Consider the following 15,074-nt stretch of genomic DNA (forward strand, 5'->3'; position numbering starts at 1 on the left):
GCGCACCTGCCCGTGGTGGGCGGCGATCGTCAGCGGAATGCGGACATCCCGGTCAGTTCCTTGCCGATGGCCAGCGCGTGCATCTCCTCGGTGCCTTCGTAGGTCAGCACCGTTTCCAGGTTCACCATGTGCCGGAACACCGGGTAGTCCTGGGTGATGCCGCTGCCGCCGAGGATGGTGCGGGCCGTGCGGGCGATGTCCAGGGCCGTGCGGACGTTGGCGAGCTTGCCGACGCTGATCTGCGCGGGCCGCAGTGCGCCGGCGTCCTTCAGCCGTCCCAACCGCCCGGCCAGCAAGGACGCCTGGGTCAGCGCCACCGCCATCCCGGCCAGTTTCTGCTGCGTCAGCTGGAAGCCCGCGATGGAGCGGCCGAACTGGGTCCGGTGATGGGCGTAGGACAGCGCCGTCCCGAAACAGGAGCGGGCGGCTCCGACCACGCCCCACACGATGCCGTAGCGGGCCTCGCTCAGGCAGGACAGCGGTCCGCCGAGCCCGACGGCCCCGGGGAGCATCGCGTCCGCGGGCAGCCGCAGCGAGTCGAACACCAACTCCGCGGTCGCCGAGGCGCGCAGGGACAGCTTGCCGCGGACCTCCTGGGCACGGAACCCAGGGGTGTCGGTGGGCACCACGAATCCGCGGATGCCGCGCGCGCCCTGGCCCGCATCGGTCTGCGCCCAGATCACCGCCACGTCCGCCAGCGGCCCGTTGGTGATCCACATCTTGGAGCCGTCGAGCACCCAGTCGGTGCCGTCCCGGCGCGCGGCGGTGCGCATGGCACTCGGATCGGAGCCGGCGTCCGGCTCGGTGAGGCCGAAGCAGCCGACGGCGTCGCCGGCCGCCATGAGCGGCAGCCAGCGTTGCTTCTGTTCGTCCGAGCCCCAGCGGTGGATGGCGTACATGGCGAGCGAGCCCTGTGTGGACACGAAGGACCGGAGGCCCGAGTCGATCGCCTCCAGCTCGCGGCACGCCACCCCGTACGCGGTGGCGGTGGTGCCGGCGCAGCCGTAGCCCTCCAGGTGCATGCCGAGCAGGCCCAACTCGCCCATGCGCTTCACCAGTTCACGTGGCATCCCTCCGGCGTCGAACCACTCCGTGATGTACGGGGCCAGTTCGGTGTGCGCGAAGGACCGCACGGTGTCTCGAATGTCGCGGTCGGTGTCCGTCAGCTCGTCGTCGACGGCGAGCAGGTCCGCGGTGTCCGGCGCGACGTCACTCAGCAGCGTCATGGCGTTCCCTTTCCGGGTCGGGGGAGGTGGTCAGTCGTAGAGGCCGAACTCGCGGGCGGGTCCGCCCGACGGTCCGCCGACGATCAACGTGGGCGACTGGCCGGCCGGCCGGCACTGCAGGCCGAGGATCGAGCGCGCGATCGCGTCGCTGTCGCCGAGGGTGATGGAGTTGACCTTGGGCCGGATGCCGGTCTCCGTCACCCAGTTCGCGCCTTCGGTCGGCACCCCGAACAGGTAACGCCGGGAATGCACCGTGCCGTTCGCGCGCACCAGGCGGTACGGCCGCTCGGTCACGGCCGCGCCTCCGGTGACGTATTCGGGTGCGGCGGACGACGAGGACACCGAGAAACGGGTGGCCTCCCCGCGCTGCCGGAGGTCGCACAGCAGCCGGTTCTTGGTCCTGGACAGGTCCACACGGGGCAGCATCGCGTCCACCAGGACCCTGGCACGGTGCGTGTCACCGGGGACGACGGACGTGCCGACGAACGAGCCCCGCCCGTAGTCGCACTCGACCGTGAACCCGGGGCCGGCGATCTGCACGATGCCCGCGTCCACCAGCGCGTCGAGTTCCTCGATGCGGCTCCACGGCGGGCCGATGGACAGGAACGCGTGCAGTGAGTTGAACCAGCCCTGCACGTGCTGCCGGTAGGAGTCGGCCTCGATCCCGCCGTTGTTGATGGCGGACCGGAGCTCGTTGCGCATGTCCCGCAGCATGTCGAGCGCGGCCTTGAGCGGGCTGGTCACGTTGCCCTGCCGGGCCTCCCGCACGTCGACCGCCAGGTATCCGCGGATGAACTTCCGCCAGGCGGCCGGATCGGTGGTGTCGGCCTCGGTCCAGGGCCGGGCCACCCGCTCCCAGTTCCAGCCGAGGTCGTCGGGAACCTCGAACTTGTCGAGGACGATGCGCTCCAGCTCGCTCGACCACGGTGCGGCGCTGTACAGATCGCAGAACTCCGCCGCCTCGGCCTCGGAGGACCGCGCCGCGACCAGCCGGGTGTAGTAGGTGGTCTCGACCTCCTTGGCGACCAGCGGCCAGCAGTCCTGCTGGAAGTCCAGGTTCCCGCCCGCCCGTTGGAACCGGAGTTCCTGGATCTTCTGCTCGGTCAGGAAGGCCGGCTCCACCCGGCCGTCGCCCTTCTCGTTGGTCGCCCTGCCGTGCAGCGGGACACCGCGCCGCGAGCCGCACACCAGTCGCGGTTCGTCCCCGGACGGCAGATACCGCAGGCCGCCGGCATCGTCCTGGACGAACTGCCCGCCACGGCCGAGCGTGAACAGGGCCATGTAGTCGAAGAAGCACAGGCCCATGCCGCGCAGCAGGACCGTCTCTCCGGGGTCCACCGGATCCAGGTCGACGTCGGCCGGGTTCGCCGGCGGGTAGTAGTGGCCGCCCGAGGTGTCCGCCAGCCGGTGGAACGACTGCTCCTCCGCCGACAGTTCGGCCTCGCCGTGCCCGACCGCCATCACGAGCTGGTCGACGGTGACCGTGGTGCCGTCGTCCAGCACGATCGCCTGCTGCCCGTGCTCGACGTCGCTGACGGACATCGCCTTCCGGCGGTGTTCGCGAACCGACATGTTGGGCGGCAGCGTGCTGACGATGTGCTCGTAGACCCATTCCAGATAGTGCCCGTAGAAGCTGCGCCGGGTGTAGCTGTCCGGAGTGGTGGCGGCCGCTTCGTCGAGGACTTCCCGGGGATAGTCGTCGGGAATCCTGCCGGTTGCCAGCATGCGCGCCCAGGCGTAGAGGTTCGGACCGTCACGGAGCGGCCCGGAGATCGTCACGGTGCTGTCCGTGAACGCGGTGATCTGGGAGGCGACGATATTCATGATGAGATGCGGTGACTGATCGGTCCGCCACACCTCACCCGACCCGAAATTGGTCGGGTCGATCACGTGAACAACGATGTCCATGCTCGTGCGGGCTGCCGCATTCGCGCTGATTCGTTCCAGCACGGACAGGCCGCGCGGCCCTACTCCGATGAGTCCGACGGACTTCATTTATTCCCCCTGTTGAACAATTAGACGGATGATTCGGAGCCGATCCGGCGAATCATTCGCACGGTGTCGATCGCGGATGGCACACCGGCGTAGACGGCGCAGTGCTTTGCGACCTCGACCAGTTCGTCGACGGTGCACCCGTTGCGCAGTGCGCCTCGGATGTGCAGGGCGAGTTCGTGACTCCGGTTGGTCGCGGCCACGATCGCGACCGTGATCAGGCTGCGGGTGCGGCGGTCCAGGGTCGGGTCCGACCACACGCTGCCCCACGGAAACCGGACGACCAGGTCCTCCAGGGCCTGCCCGCCCGCCCATTCCGCGGAGGCCCCGTCCACGTAGTCGTCGCCCAGCACCTCACGGCGAATCCTGTCCCCGATTTCCCATTCCGGTGACGTCACGATGGTCCCCCTTGTCGATATGCAGTGAAAATCCGCACGAGAGCGGTCGGCCTCGCCCGGTGTGCGAGGTCGGGCCGACCGGAGTTCATTCCGGGCCGAAGACCCGGGAAGTCTGAATTCGGCGATACGGGGTGCCGGCGGGCTGCCTTCCGGCTGCCGTCCGGCGAAGCGCATGCCGTTCTGCCGGCTAGACGGTCTCGCGGACGGCAGGGTGCACCGGTGTGCTCTCCGCCGGTGCCGTCGCGAAGCGTGGACAGCGGACACCGAGCAGGGCCGCGACGGCGGTGGCACCCGCCACGATCACCGAGCCCACGAGCAGGGCCGGTCCGTACCCCTGGTCGAGCAGTGGGGTCACCAGCAACGGTCCGAGGATCTGGCCGAGGCCGTAGGCGACCGTGAGGACGGCAACCGATCGCTGCACCCCCAGCCGGGCGCCGATCGGCATGACGATCATCCCCACCGCCAGGAACGTGCCGCCGAACAGTGCCGCGGACACCAGGGCCGCCGCACCGCTGGAGGACAGCACGGGCAGTGCCACGCCCACCGCCTGGAGCGCGAGCACGACGGGCAGCAGGACCTGCCGCGGCCGGCGGCGGCTCAGCCCGGCCCACAGCACGCAGGCGGGTATCGCGGCGAGCCCGACCAGCACCCAGGCGGTGTCGGCGAGTCCGGGAGCGCTCTGCTTCAACGCCGCCACCAGGAACGTCCCGGCGATGATGTAGCCGAGTCCCTCCAGGAAGTAGCTGACGAGCAGGGCGACGAACCACCGTCCCGACCGGGGCTGCGGCGTGCCCGGGCGGGCGTTCGCTGCCGGCATCGCGCCGGTGCCCAGCGACCACGCTCCGGCCGTGAGCACCGCGGTCAGCGCCGCGGAACTCCACCACGCCGCCGTCCAGGCATGGCCGAACGGCGCCCAGACGACCAGCAGACCGGACAGGGCGATGCCGGCGCCGGCACCCGCGAACGTCCCTCCCTCCTCGATCGCGCCGGGCGTCGTCAGGACGGAGTTGACCGCGATGACGAACACCACCGCGCTGGCCACGCCGGACAGCCCCCGCAGCAGGAACCACACCCCGAGTGCCCGGGTGAGCGGCATGCAGGCCGAGGTGACCACGAGGGCAACGAGGCAGGCACGCAGCATGGTCCGGGTCCGGAAGGTCCGCGGAGCGAGCATGGTGAGCAGTGCGCCGAGGAAGTAGCCGAGGTAGTTCGCCGTGGCGACCAACGCACCCGCCTGCGCGGTAAGTCCGGCCTGGTCCTGCATCAGCGGCATGATCGGGGTGTAGACGAACCGCCCCATGCCCAGGCTCACGGCCAGTGCGCATGCGCCTCGCGCAAAGCGGAGTGTGCTGTTCGGCGTCGACCGGGTGTGCGTTGCTGCGTACATCGGCGTGCCCCCCTCGTAGCAACGTGAACGCTAGTCAGGGCGTGGACAGTTGAGAAATGCTTTGTGCGCCCGGGCTATGCTCCACAGTTATGGATGTCCAGCTGCGTCATCTCCGTGCGTTCGTCGAGGTGGCTCGACAGCAGTCATTCACCCGTGCGGCCGAGGAACTCGCCATCACTCAGCCCGCGTTGACGCGCGCCATTCAGCAGTTGGAGACCGCGCTGCGCGTGCGGTTGTTCAACCGCGGCCCCCGGCACGTGGAACTCACCAACGTGGGCAACTCCTTTCTGGGGAACGTGGAAAGGGCGCTCAACGAGCTGGACCGGGCGATGAACGCGCTGAGTGAACAGGTCAGCATCCGGCTGGGATTCAGCTGGCTGATGCCGGACCCGTGGGCGCAGCGCACCATCGGCGAGTTCGAGCGGACCTCGGGGAGCAAGGTGAGCCTCGTGCGCACCGACGATCCGCTCCAGGCCCTGCAACGTCACGCGATCGACGTCGCGTTGGTGCGCGGCGGTGTGCGCCCGGCCACCCCGGTCAAGGTGGTGCGCCTGTTCGACGAGCCACGGGTGGCGATCGCCTGCGCCGTCACGTCCGAGGTGAGCGGACGCGACGAGATCGACTGGAGGGACGTCCCCCGGTGGCCGCTCGTGGTGAATGTCGTCAGCGGCGCGACCGGGCCCTGGTCCTGGGCTCCCGGCCAGGGCCCGCGAGAGGTGATCGAGACGACCAACTACGACGAGTGGGTGGAGCTGGTGGCCGCCAACCGCGGCATCGGGGTGGCGCCGGCCATAGGCGTGCGCCGGATGAGCCACCCCGGGGTGGCCTTCGTCCGGCTGGTCAACGCGCCTCCCGTCCCGGTCGAACTCGTCTACCTGCCGCACATGCAGGAGCTCCTGCTGCGCCGGTTCATCGATGTGGCGCTCGCCGCAGTGGACCGCTGACGCGGTCTGCTCACTTCGAACTATGCCTGTCGGATATCGGTGTTCTACAACGGGCATTACAAAACATCGCGCGGAGAACCTAGGGTCGATTCACGGGCCATCGATCGGCCGCTCTACCCGGGAGAGGGATCCGTGATGACTGACGACCAGACGCCGCGCGGCGCCGGGGGGAATGCGCTGGGACGACCGGTCGATCCACCGGCGCCGACCGAGTCGTTCGCGCCTGCACAGGCCGGAAACAGCGGGCTGGCAAGGAAGTTACGCGTCTTCGCGGTGTATGCAGGCGCTGCACTGGGCCCGTTGGGCGGCGGCGTGGTGGCGCCGATGCTGCCGCAGATCGCGGGCTCGCTCCACGCCTCGACGAGCGCCACCGCGCTGTCGGTGACCGCCTACTTCGTGCCGTTCGCCCTGGTGCAGCTGGTGTCCGGGACGGCGGGCGAGCGGTGGGGCCGCCGGCGTACCGTTCTGGGTGCCTATCTGGTCTATCTGATCGCCTCGCTGGCCGGCGCCGTCGCACCGGACATCACGATGCTGCTGGTGGTGCGGGCGGTGATGGGCACCGCCAACGCGTTCATCTCGCCGATGCTGCTGTCCGGGCTGGCCGACATGGTCCCGCCGCACAAGTTGAGCCGTTCCGTGGGGCTGTTGGCCAGTTGCCAGGCCGCCGGCCAGTCGATCTCGCCGCTGCTCGGCGGGGTGGCAGCGGCGGCGAACTGGCGCTGGGCGTTCGTCGGCGTCGCCGTCGCGGCCGGGCTGCTCGCGCTGGCACCCCCGCCCGGCGGCGCCCGGCCGGGCGCGCAGGCTCCGCGCCTGCGGCCCTTGGTGAACGCGCGGATGGGGCTGCTGTCGGTGGCCGCCTTCGTCAGCTACTTCGGCGCGGCCGGGCTGCCGTTCCTCGTCTCCCTGCACGCCGAGGAACACCTCGGCGTCCGCCCCGACGTCACCGGAGTCGCGCTGCTGGGCTTCGGCCTGACCGGGCTGCTGCTGGGCGCGGCCTGGGGTTCGGTCGGTGACCGCTTCGGCGCGCGCCGCTGCGGCGGGATCGCCGCCGCGCTGGGGGCGGTGCTGGTCGCGCTGACCGGATCGACGCAGAGCCTGCCGGCGCTGGTGCTGTGCTGGACGGGTGCGGGCGTCGCCTACTCGATGCTCAACGTGTGCCTGCAGAACCTCACGGTTCGCGAGGTGCCCAGCAACCGGGGCGGCGCGCTCTCCGCGGTCTCCGCCTTCCGCTTCGGCGGCGCGGCAGTGGTCCCGATCGCCCTGCTGCCGCTTTACCACGTGATGCCCCGGCTGTCCTTCGTCATCGGCGGAGGCTCACTGCTCCTCGCGTCGGCCGGCCTCGCCGCGCTGCGGCCGGCGCGCACCGGCACCCCGGCCCCGGACAGGCCCTAGGGCCCGGCACAGGCCCCGACCCACCACGCGGCCGTTCTCATCAACCCTCCACAGACCGAACAGGAGAATCCATGCCCGCCAACGTCACCACGCAGGCCGCCGAGATGCCCGATCTCAGCATCGAGGCGGCCGGCCGGTTCGTCGCCGCCGCCGGCCTGGTCATCGACGAGGTCAGCGGGACCCGGGTGCTCGGGCACCTGGATCTCGGAGCGGACCACCACACGCCGTGGGGCATCGTGCACGGCGGCATCTACGCGACCGCGGTGGAAACCGCGGCCTCGGTCGGCGCCTCCGCGGCGGTGGCCGAACGCGGTCAGTACGCGGTGGGCGTGCACAACTCCACCGACTTCCTGCGCTCCAGCGTGGAATGCCAGGCCAGTGTCGTCGCCGAGCCGATCCACCAGGGCCGCAGCCAGCAGCTCTGGATGGTCACCGTGGCCGACCAGGAACAGCGCCTGCTCGCCCGTGGCCAGGTCCGTCTCCGCAACCTCGAGCGGGACCGGTTCTCCCACTGAGCCCGGTTCCCCGACACCTGGAAGGCAGCACGATGGCAACGTTTCCCAACCTGCAACTGGAGTCCGCCAGCCGGTTCGTCGCGGAGCTCGGGCTGGTGTTCGACTCCGTCGCCGCCGACCGGGTCACCGGCCACCTCGAACTCGGGGCGCAGCACCACGACGCGTGGAACGCCGTGCACAACGGCGTGTACTGCACCATCGTCGAGCGGGCGGCCAGCGTCGGTGCCTCCCGGGCGGTCGCGCATCTCGGCCGGTTCGCCGTGGGTACCGGCAACGCCACGGACTCCTTCGTCCGCGAGGCCGCCGGCCGGGCCGAGGTCGAGGCCCGGCCGGTGTTCCAGGACGAGGAACAGCAGTTGTGGGCGGTGACGATCTCGTCGGCCGCCACGTCGGCCCTGCTCGCCCGTGGCCAGCTGTGGTTGCAGAACGTCCCGCTGCGCCGATGACCGGGGACGCCCGGGCGGGAAGCCGGCAGCCGGTCGCCCCCTGATCCGCCCCGGTCGGCTCCCCCCAGCCGGCCGGGGCACCCCTGTGCGTACGGGAATCGGCGTCAGGGCCGGTCGTTGTCGCCGTCGGGCGAGGCCTCCGTGTCGGCGCGGTCCTGCTTGGCCTGGACCTCCGGGTCGAGGGCGGAGCGGTCCGGGCCGCTGCCGTCGACGGAGGAGAGCGGGGCGCGGTCGGCGACCTCGGTGGGCTCCGGGGGCTCGACGAGCCAGTCCGGGTTGGCCTGCTTGTCCCACCACTTCCAGGCGGCGACGGCGCCGCCCGCGAGCAGACCCAGCAGGGCGAGGCGCTTGACCGCCCGGCCGGTGCGGCAGCGGCGGTTCTTCCGCTGCACGAGCTTGTCGATCTCCTCGGCCGTCACCTGTCCGCGCAGTGCGGCGAGGGCGGCGGCGCTGCGGGAGACCGCCTCCTCCCGGACGGGCTCGGCGGCGGCGCGGGCCTGCGCGACCTTGGGGCCCGCGTAGTCGGCGGCCTGCCGGGCGGCCCTGCGGGTCTGCTCCGCGGCGCGCACGGCGGCGGCGTCCACCTTCGGGGGCAGGGCGCCGCGGGCGTGCTCGATGCGGGGATGGAGGTGCGTGTCGTACTGCGCACGTGCCTGGTGCGCGGCCTCGGTGACCTTGGGCGCGAGCCGCGTCCGGGTCTCGTGCGCGTAGTGCACGGCCGCGTCCCGCGCCGTGCCTGCATAGGGCGCCACCACTTCCGCGGCGTGGCGCACGCTGTCCTTGGCGGTGCTGGTCGCGGCGCGCACGCTGTCCTTGCGGGTCACGAGTACCTCCTCCTCGGTGGCGTTGGTCTGTCGCCTTTCCACCCAGTGGAAAATCATGCCTGGCTGTGGGCGGTCCGGCATGTGCGAGCGGGCATCCGGGTGCCGGGCGTTCCCGGGCTCCCCCCGGGAGGGCGCGGTAAAGGGGGGCTTCGGTCGACAATGCCATGGTTCGCCGCCGCGCGCGGGGCTTTGGTGGCTACTGCCGCGGACCCGTCCGTGCGAGGATCGGTAGCCGTCAGTGAACACTATGGAAGGTAGATCGTGGCTGAGCAGCTCTACGCCACCCTGAAGACCAACCAGGGCGACATCGAGATCCGGCTTCTCCCGGACCACGCCCCGAAGACGGTCAAGAACTTCGTCGAGCTCGCGAAGGGCGAGCGCGAGTGGGTCAACCCGGAGACGGGTGCCAAGACCACGGACAAGCTGTACGACGGCACGATCTTCCACCGTGTCATCAGCGGCTTCATGATCCAGGGCGGTGACCCGCTGGGCAACGGCACCGGCGGTCCCGGTTACAAGTTCGGCGACGAGTGCCACCCGGACCTCGCCTTCACCAAGCCGTACCTGCTGGCCATGGCCAACGCCGGTCCGGGCACCAATGGTTCGCAGTTCTTCATCACCGTGGCCCCGACCACGTGGCTGACCGGCAAGCACACCATCTTCGGCGAGGTCAGCAACGACGCGTCGAAGAAGGTCGTGGACGCCATTGCCGAGGCCCAGACGAACCCGCGCACCGACCGCCCGGTGAACGACGTTCGCATCGAGTCCGTGGTGATCGAGACCCGCTGACCCACGGGAACCCGGAGCCCCGCCCGTCCGTATGACGGGCGGGGCCGTGTTGTCCGCCAAGGGGCCCTGCCAAGGGGAGACCATGAACGATCAGGCCGTCTGCTGCTACCGGCACCCGGACCGGGAGACGGGCATCCGCTGCACCCGGTGCGAGCGGCCGATCTGCCCTGAGTGCATGGTCAGCGCCTCGGTCGGCTTCCAGTGCCCGGAGTGCGTGAGCAGCGGGTCCGGCACGGGCCACGACCCGCGGGCGTCCGCGGCGCGCACCATAGCGGGGGCCACCGTGCACGGTTCGGACCCGCGCCTGGTGACCAAGGTCCTGCTGGGGATCAACGTGGCCGTGTGGATCGCGGTCATGGCCACGGGCGACCGGCTGGTCGACGCCCTGGAACTCTTCGGCCGGGCCACGACCTCGGGCTACGGACCGCTGGAGGGCGTCGCCGAGGGCGAGTGGTACCGGCTGCTGACGGCGATGTTCCTGCACCAGACGGTGCCGCACATCGCCTTCAACATGCTCTCGCTCTGGTGGCTCGGCCCGCCGCTGGAGGCGGCGCTGGGCCGGCTGCGCTACACGGCGCTCTACCTGCTGTCCGGGCTCGGCGGCAGCGCGCTGACCTATCTCCTGGCCGACCCGCGCCAGCCGTCGCTCGGCGCGTCCGGTGCCATCTTCGGCCTGCTGGGCGCCACGGCGGTGCTGCTGCGCCGGCTCAATTACGACATGCGCCCGGTGATCGCGCTGCTCGTGCTCAACCTGATCTTCACGTTCACCTGGGCCAACATCGCCTGGCAGGCCCATGTCGGCGGCCTCGTGGTGGGCACGGCGGTGGCGTACGGGATGGTGCACGCGCCCCGCGGGAAGCGAGTGCTCGTCCAGCAGCTCACCTGCGCCGGGGCGCTGGCGGCCATCGCCGTGGTGGTGGCCGTGCGGACGCTCCAGCTGACCTGACCGGGGGCCGTCGGGGGGCCGTCAGGGACCCGTCACCCACACCGGTGGCTGCACAGGTTGTCCACAACGGGTGCCGGATCTTGCGCACCCTGTGGGGAACATCTGTTCCCCGTCTTCCCGGCCCTTCTGAGCTGCATTTCTGCTGGAAGGCGCCGGTGCGTCCATGGATACACAGAGCTCGTACCCGGTCACACCGGCGTCAACGCCAGGGAAGTTATCCACAGATCTTCTGAGTTTTCCCCACTGTGGACGAGGGTGTGGATAACTCACGGGAAGGCTTGGGGGAAAGCTTGACGGAGAGCGTTACTTCCACTGGGTGGAGACGACGAACCCCGCGGCGATGAAACCGAAGCCGACCACGATGTTCCAGTTGTGCAGCGCCTGCACGGGCATGTCGCCGCCCGTCACATAGAAGACGACGATCCAGGCCAGGCCGATGAGGAACATCGCCAGCATCAGCGGTGCCACCCAGCGGCGCCCTGCGTTCAGCTTGATGGCCTGCTGCTTCACGGGCGGCGGCGTGAAGTCGTCTTTCTTGCGGATCCGTGACTTCGGCACGAGGAACTCTCCTGTCGATGCGCTGCGTGACCGCGCTGGGGCTTCGGGCTGGGTCCGTCCGGGACGGCGGGCCGGGGAAGCGACTGCCGCCCCCGGGCGTCCGTTAGCGTAGTGCTTCCGCGGCGTCGGAGAGGATAAGGGTACGTTGAGCAATTCTGCCGACTCCACCGGTACGCCTGCCCGGCGGTTCCGTTTCCGCCCGGTGCGCCTGCTGACCGCCGCCGTCTTCGCCCTCGCCGGACTGATCTTCTGGACGAGTTTCAACACGGCCAAGGGCACCAATCTGCGCACCGACTCCTCGATGCTGCGGCTGTCGGACCTCATCCAGGAGCGCAGCCGGAACAACGGCGCGCTCGAGGAGAGCGCGGCCGCCGCCCGCGCCGAAGTGGACGCCCTCGCGCGGCGCGACAACGGCAACAGCGCCGAGCAGGATAAGAAGCTCACCGCCCTGGAGCAGGCTGCGGGCACCCGGCCGCTGTCCGGCCAGGCCCTGACCGTCACCCTCACCGACGCCCCGCCGAACGCCACCGCGAAGATCCCAGGCGTCCCGGCGCCCCAGCCCAACGACCTGGTCATCCATCAGCAGGACCTCCAGGCCGTCGTCAACGCCCTGTGGCAGGGCGGGGCCAAGGGCATCGAGGTCATGGACCAGCGGCTGATCTCCACGAGCGCCGTCCGCTGCGTCGGCAACACCCTCATCCTCCAGGGCCGCGTCTACTCCCCGCCGTACAAGATCACCGCTGTCGGTGACCGGGGAGCGCTCAAGAAGTCCCTGGACGCCTCTCCTGCGATCCAGAACTACCTCCAGTACGTCGTCGCCTACGGCCTCGGCTGGAAGGTCGAGCAGCGCGATGCCGTGACTCTTCCGGGGTACTCGGGCACAGTGGATCTCCACTACGCCAAGCCCGTGGGGTGACCCGGGAGGGGGCCGGCCGGTGAGGTTGCGACTCGTCGTCCGTACGCTCAGCGAACTGTGCCTGACCATCGGCACATTGATCGTCCTCTTCGTCGTCTACGTCCTGTACTGGACCGGTGTCCGGGCCGACCGCGCCATGGACGGCGAGATCGGCCGCCTGCGGGAGCAGTGGTCCGCGGGGTCCGCCGCCCGGCCCGCGGCCCCCTCGCCCCCGGCGGGGACGGCAGGGACGGCGGAGACGGCTGGTACGGCGGGTACAGCGGAAACACAGCAGGACGACGGGCCGTCCGCACAGCCGCGCCGGGGTGCAGCGGGGCAACCGGGGGCGCAGGAGGGGCAGTCCGCGCCGCAGGCGCACCGGGACGGCGCCCCCTTCGCCGTGATGTACATCCCCCGCTTCGGTTCCGGCTGGGCCAAGCCCGTCCTCGAGGGCACCGGGACCGAGCTGCTGAAGAAGGGCCTCGGCCACTACGACCGCACCGCCGCGCCGGGCGCCACCGGCAACTTCGCGGTCGCCGGGCACCGCCGCACGTACGGCGACCCGTTCAAGGACTTCCCCGGGCTGCGGCCCGGCGACGCCGTGGTGCTCACCGACGGGGCCGCCTGGTACACCTACCGCCTCGACACCCGGCCGTACACGACGCTCCCCGACGACACCGGCGTCGTCGACCCCGTCCCCGCCCACTCCGGCTACCGCGGGCCCGGCCGCTATCTGACGCTCACGACCTGCGAACCGGAGTGGGGCCACAGCCACCGGCTGATCGTGTGGGGGCACTTGGAGGAGACCCGGCCGGTGGAGGAGGGCAAGCCGAAGGCTTTGCCCGGCTGACCCCCGCGGCCGGGGTGCGGCCCTTTAGGGTGGTGCTGCAATGCAGTAATCCAGTCGAAGCAGTAATGCAGTCGAACGACCCCGTCATCTCCGTCATCGGCAAGTAGGGACAGCATGTACGCGTGGATCTGGCGTCATCTGCCGGGCAACGCATGGGTGAAGGCGCTGATCTCACTCGTGCTCGCGCTGGCGATCGTCTACGTCCTCTTCCAGTACGTCTTCCCCTGGGCGGAACCGCTGCTGCCGTTCAACGACGTGACGGTCGACAACGGTATGCCGGCCGGTGCGGCAGTGCCCGGCGGCGGAATGGCGGTGGCACTGTGAGCGCGCGCATCCTCGTCGTGGACAACTACGACAGCTTCGTCTTCAACATCGTCCAGTACCTCTACCAGCTCGGTGCCGAGTGCGAGGTGCGCCGCAACGACGAGGTCGAGCCGGCGCACGCGCAGGACGGGTTCGACGGCGTCCTGCTCTCGCCCGGGCCCGGCGGGCCCGAACAGGCCGGTGTCTGCATCGACATGGTCCGCCACTGCGCCGCGACGAACGTCCCGGTCTTCGGCGTGTGCCTGGGCATGCAGTCGATGGCCGCCGCCTACGGCGGAGTCGTCGACCGCGCCCCCGAGCTGCTGCACGGCAAGACCTCCCTGGTGACCCACGAAGGCGTCGGCGTCTTCCAGGGCCTGCCCTCGCCGTTCACGGCCACCCGCTACCACTCCCTCGCGGTCGAGCGGGACGGCTGGCCGGACGAGCTGGAGATCACCGCCTGGACGGACACGGGCATCGTGATGGGCCTGCGCCACCGCGATCTGCCGGTCGAGGGCGTGCAGTTCCACCCCGAGTCGGTGCTCACCGAGTGGGGCCACCGGATGCTCGCCAACTGGCTGGCCGAGTGCGGCGACACGGGAGCGGTGGAGCGGTCCGCCGGGCTCGCTCCGGTGGTGGGCAAGGCCGGGGCGTGACCACGCTCCGGCCTGAGCAGGACGCCTGGCCGGCGCCGACGCGGACCCACTACGGCACCTACGACCCCGAGGCGCGTGCTGCCGCCTTCCCTCCGCTGCCGCCGGAGGACAACGCCACGATGCGGCTGCGCCGGGTCGAACCGGTGCAGCCGCCCGGCGGGCGCGCCGAGCGGCGCAAGGCCGCGAAACGCGGCGCCGCGCGGAAGCGCCGGGAGAGCGCGGGCGTGTTCCTGAGCCGCCTGCTGGGCGAAGTGTTCATCACCCTCGGCGTGGTGATGCTGCTGTTCGTCGCCTACCAGCTGTGGTGGACGAACGTCATCGCCCACCACCAGGCCGGCGGTGCCGCCACGTCCCTCCAGCACACCTGGGACAAGGGCGGCGGCGCGGACCGGGACGCCGGGGCCTTCTCGCCGGGCGAGGGCTTCGCGATCGTCTACATCCCCGCGCTGGACGTGAAGGCCCCCATCGCCCAGGGCATCGACAAGCACAAGATCCTCGACAAGGGCATGGTCGGGCACTACGCCGAGGGCTCGCTGAAGACGGCCATGCCGTGGGACCGGCAGGGCAACTTCGCGCTGGCAGGGCACCGCAACACCCATGGCGAGCCGTTCCGTTACGTCAACCGGCTGAAGCCCGGCGACAAGATCGTTGTGGAGACCCGGAGCACGTTCTACACGTATGAGATGACGAGCCGCCTGGACCAGACGTCCCCGGCGAACGTGCGGGTCATCGACCCCGTTCCGGCCGGATCCGGCTTCACCCGGCCCGGCCGCTACATCACGCTGACCACCTGCACCCCCGAGTTCACCAGTACGTACCGGCTGATCGTGTGGGGCAAGATGGTCGACGAGCGGCCCCGGAGCAAGGGCAAGCCGGACGCGCTCGTCGAGTGAGTCGAGCGGGACACGCAGGATCAGCGAAGCGGGGTACGAACGCGGTGGCAGGGACCCGGA

17 protein-coding genes are annotated in these 15,074 nt (G+C 70.6%); 11 read left to right on the forward strand and 6 right to left on the reverse strand.

The annotated features are described in order from the left end of the window. Window positions 1-29: 29 nt before the first annotated feature. From ACMATS_RS19440 to ACMATS_RS19455, 4 genes are all read right to left on the reverse strand, one after another. Window positions 30-1,226: an acyl-CoA dehydrogenase family protein gene (locus ACMATS_RS19440; protein ID WP_414168583.1), complete on the reverse strand. Its 1,197-nt coding sequence runs from the start codon at window positions 1,224-1,226 to the stop codon at window positions 30-32. Between the two features lie 30 nt (window positions 1,227-1,256). Continuing rightward, on the reverse strand, window positions 1,257-3,221 hold the full coding sequence (locus ACMATS_RS19445; RefSeq protein WP_414168584.1) for an FAD/NAD(P)-binding protein: 1,965 nt from the start codon (window positions 3,219-3,221) through the stop codon (window positions 1,257-1,259). A 20-nt stretch (window positions 3,222-3,241) separates the two neighbouring features. Beyond that, window positions 3,242-3,616 carry a carboxymuconolactone decarboxylase family protein gene (locus ACMATS_RS19450; RefSeq protein ID WP_390777285.1) on the reverse strand — a complete coding sequence of 125 codons (375 nt, stop codon included), beginning with the start codon at window positions 3,614-3,616 and terminating at the stop codon, window positions 3,242-3,244. Window positions 3,617-3,803: 187 nt separating this feature from the next. Further along, window positions 3,804-4,928: a YbfB/YjiJ family MFS transporter gene (locus ACMATS_RS19455; RefSeq protein ID WP_414168585.1), complete on the reverse strand. Its 1,125-nt coding sequence runs from the start codon at window positions 4,926-4,928 to the stop codon at window positions 3,804-3,806. Between the two features lie 164 nt (window positions 4,929-5,092). Between ACMATS_RS19455 and ACMATS_RS19460 the strand changes: the two genes are divergently transcribed. The 4 genes from ACMATS_RS19460 (at window position 5,093) to ACMATS_RS19475 (ending at window position 8,300) form a co-directional block, all read left to right on the forward strand. Next, window positions 5,093-5,947, forward strand: coding sequence for a LysR family transcriptional regulator (locus tag ACMATS_RS19460; RefSeq protein ID WP_391150374.1), 855 nt, complete (start codon window positions 5,093-5,095; stop codon window positions 5,945-5,947). 135 nt (window positions 5,948-6,082) lie between these two features. Then, the gene (locus ACMATS_RS19465) at window positions 6,083-7,339 is read left to right on the forward strand and encodes an MFS transporter (protein WP_414168586.1); all 1,257 of its coding nucleotides are present in this window, start codon (window positions 6,083-6,085) and stop codon (window positions 7,337-7,339) included. Between the two features lie 71 nt (window positions 7,340-7,410). Next, window positions 7,411-7,854: a PaaI family thioesterase gene (locus ACMATS_RS19470; RefSeq protein WP_390777289.1), complete on the forward strand. Its 444-nt coding sequence runs from the start codon at window positions 7,411-7,413 to the stop codon at window positions 7,852-7,854. A gap of 32 nt (window positions 7,855-7,886) precedes the next feature. Continuing rightward, window positions 7,887-8,300: a PaaI family thioesterase gene (locus tag ACMATS_RS19475; protein WP_390777290.1), complete on the forward strand. Its 414-nt coding sequence runs from the start codon at window positions 7,887-7,889 to the stop codon at window positions 8,298-8,300. A 104-nt stretch (window positions 8,301-8,404) separates the two neighbouring features. Here ACMATS_RS19475 and ACMATS_RS19480 read toward each other — a convergent pair whose 3' ends face one another. Continuing rightward, window positions 8,405-9,124 carry a DUF5324 family protein gene (locus ACMATS_RS19480; protein ID WP_391150376.1) on the reverse strand — a complete coding sequence of 240 codons (720 nt, stop codon included), beginning with the start codon at window positions 9,122-9,124 and terminating at the stop codon, window positions 8,405-8,407. Between the two features lie 261 nt (window positions 9,125-9,385). On the opposite strand from ACMATS_RS19480, the gene ACMATS_RS19485 reads away from it, so the two are divergent. Both ACMATS_RS19485 and ACMATS_RS19490 read left to right on the forward strand, forming a co-directional pair. After that, window positions 9,386-9,913, forward strand: a complete 528-nt coding sequence (locus ACMATS_RS19485) for a peptidylprolyl isomerase (protein WP_390777292.1) — start codon at window positions 9,386-9,388, stop codon at window positions 9,911-9,913. Between the two features lie 82 nt (window positions 9,914-9,995). Continuing rightward, on the forward strand, window positions 9,996-10,859 hold the full coding sequence (locus tag ACMATS_RS19490; protein ID WP_390777293.1) for a rhomboid family intramembrane serine protease: 864 nt from the start codon (window positions 9,996-9,998) through the stop codon (window positions 10,857-10,859). Window positions 10,860-11,162: 303 nt separating this feature from the next. Here the strand turns inward: ACMATS_RS19490 and crgA are convergent, their stop codons facing one another. Then, the gene (gene crgA / locus ACMATS_RS19495; RefSeq protein ID WP_336410278.1) at window positions 11,163-11,417 is read right to left on the reverse strand and encodes a cell division protein CrgA; all 255 of its coding nucleotides are present in this window, start codon (window positions 11,415-11,417) and stop codon (window positions 11,163-11,165) included. A 145-nt stretch (window positions 11,418-11,562) separates the two neighbouring features. On the opposite strand from crgA, the gene ACMATS_RS19500 reads away from it, so the two are divergent. The 5 genes from ACMATS_RS19500 to ACMATS_RS19520 all read left to right on the forward strand — a co-directional run bounded on the left by ACMATS_RS19500 (window position 11,563) and on the right by ACMATS_RS19520 (window position 15,014). Further along, window positions 11,563-12,333 carry a DUF881 domain-containing protein gene (locus ACMATS_RS19500; RefSeq protein ID WP_414168587.1) on the forward strand — a complete coding sequence of 257 codons (771 nt, stop codon included), beginning with the start codon at window positions 11,563-11,565 and terminating at the stop codon, window positions 12,331-12,333. A gap of 19 nt (window positions 12,334-12,352) precedes the next feature. Continuing rightward, on the forward strand, window positions 12,353-13,162 hold the full coding sequence (locus ACMATS_RS19505) for a class E sortase (protein ID WP_414168588.1): 810 nt from the start codon (window positions 12,353-12,355) through the stop codon (window positions 13,160-13,162). Between the two features lie 114 nt (window positions 13,163-13,276). Continuing rightward, window positions 13,277-13,486, forward strand: a complete 210-nt coding sequence (locus ACMATS_RS19510; RefSeq protein ID WP_390777296.1) for a hypothetical protein — start codon at window positions 13,277-13,279, stop codon at window positions 13,484-13,486. Then, complete coding sequence (locus ACMATS_RS19515) at window positions 13,483-14,121, forward strand: aminodeoxychorismate/anthranilate synthase component II (RefSeq protein WP_390777297.1); 639 nt, start codon at window positions 13,483-13,485, stop codon at window positions 14,119-14,121. The genes ACMATS_RS19510 and ACMATS_RS19515 overlap by 4 nt, the downstream gene beginning before the upstream one ends. Then, window positions 14,052-15,014, forward strand: a complete 963-nt coding sequence (locus ACMATS_RS19520; RefSeq protein ID WP_414168589.1) for a class E sortase — start codon at window positions 14,052-14,054, stop codon at window positions 15,012-15,014. Before ACMATS_RS19515 ends, ACMATS_RS19520 begins: the two co-directional genes overlap by 70 nt. The last annotated feature ends 60 nt before the right edge of the window (window positions 15,015-15,074 follow it).

Source organism: Streptoverticillium reticulum (assembly GCF_047456005.1).
Lineage (GTDB): Bacteria > Actinomycetota > Actinomycetes > Streptomycetales > Streptomycetaceae > Streptomyces > Streptomyces reticulum.

What these genes read in the sequence shown, in the direction of transcription:
- ACMATS_RS19445 (WP_414168584.1), bottom strand. Translation starts at nt 3,221, where the DNA reads ATGAAGTCCGTCGGACTCATCGGAGTAGGGCCGCGCGGCCTGTCCGTG.
- ACMATS_RS19440 (WP_414168583.1), bottom strand. Translation starts at nt 1,226, where the DNA reads ATGACGCTGCTGAGTGACGTCGCGCCGGACACCGCGGACCTGCTCGCC.
- ACMATS_RS19475 (WP_390777290.1), top strand. Translation starts at nt 7,887, where the DNA reads ATGGCAACGTTTCCCAACCTGCAACTGGAGTCCGCCAGCCGGTTCGTC.
- ACMATS_RS19465 (WP_414168586.1), top strand. Translation starts at nt 6,083, where the DNA reads ATGACTGACGACCAGACGCCGCGCGGCGCCGGGGGGAATGCGCTGGGA.
- ACMATS_RS19470 (WP_390777289.1), top strand. Translation starts at nt 7,411, where the DNA reads ATGCCCGCCAACGTCACCACGCAGGCCGCCGAGATGCCCGATCTCAGC.
- ACMATS_RS19460 (WP_391150374.1), top strand. Translation starts at nt 5,093, where the DNA reads ATGGATGTCCAGCTGCGTCATCTCCGTGCGTTCGTCGAGGTGGCTCGA.
- ACMATS_RS19510 (WP_390777296.1), top strand. Translation starts at nt 13,277, where the DNA reads ATGTACGCGTGGATCTGGCGTCATCTGCCGGGCAACGCATGGGTGAAG.
- ACMATS_RS19490 (WP_390777293.1), top strand. Translation starts at nt 9,996, where the DNA reads ATGAACGATCAGGCCGTCTGCTGCTACCGGCACCCGGACCGGGAGACG.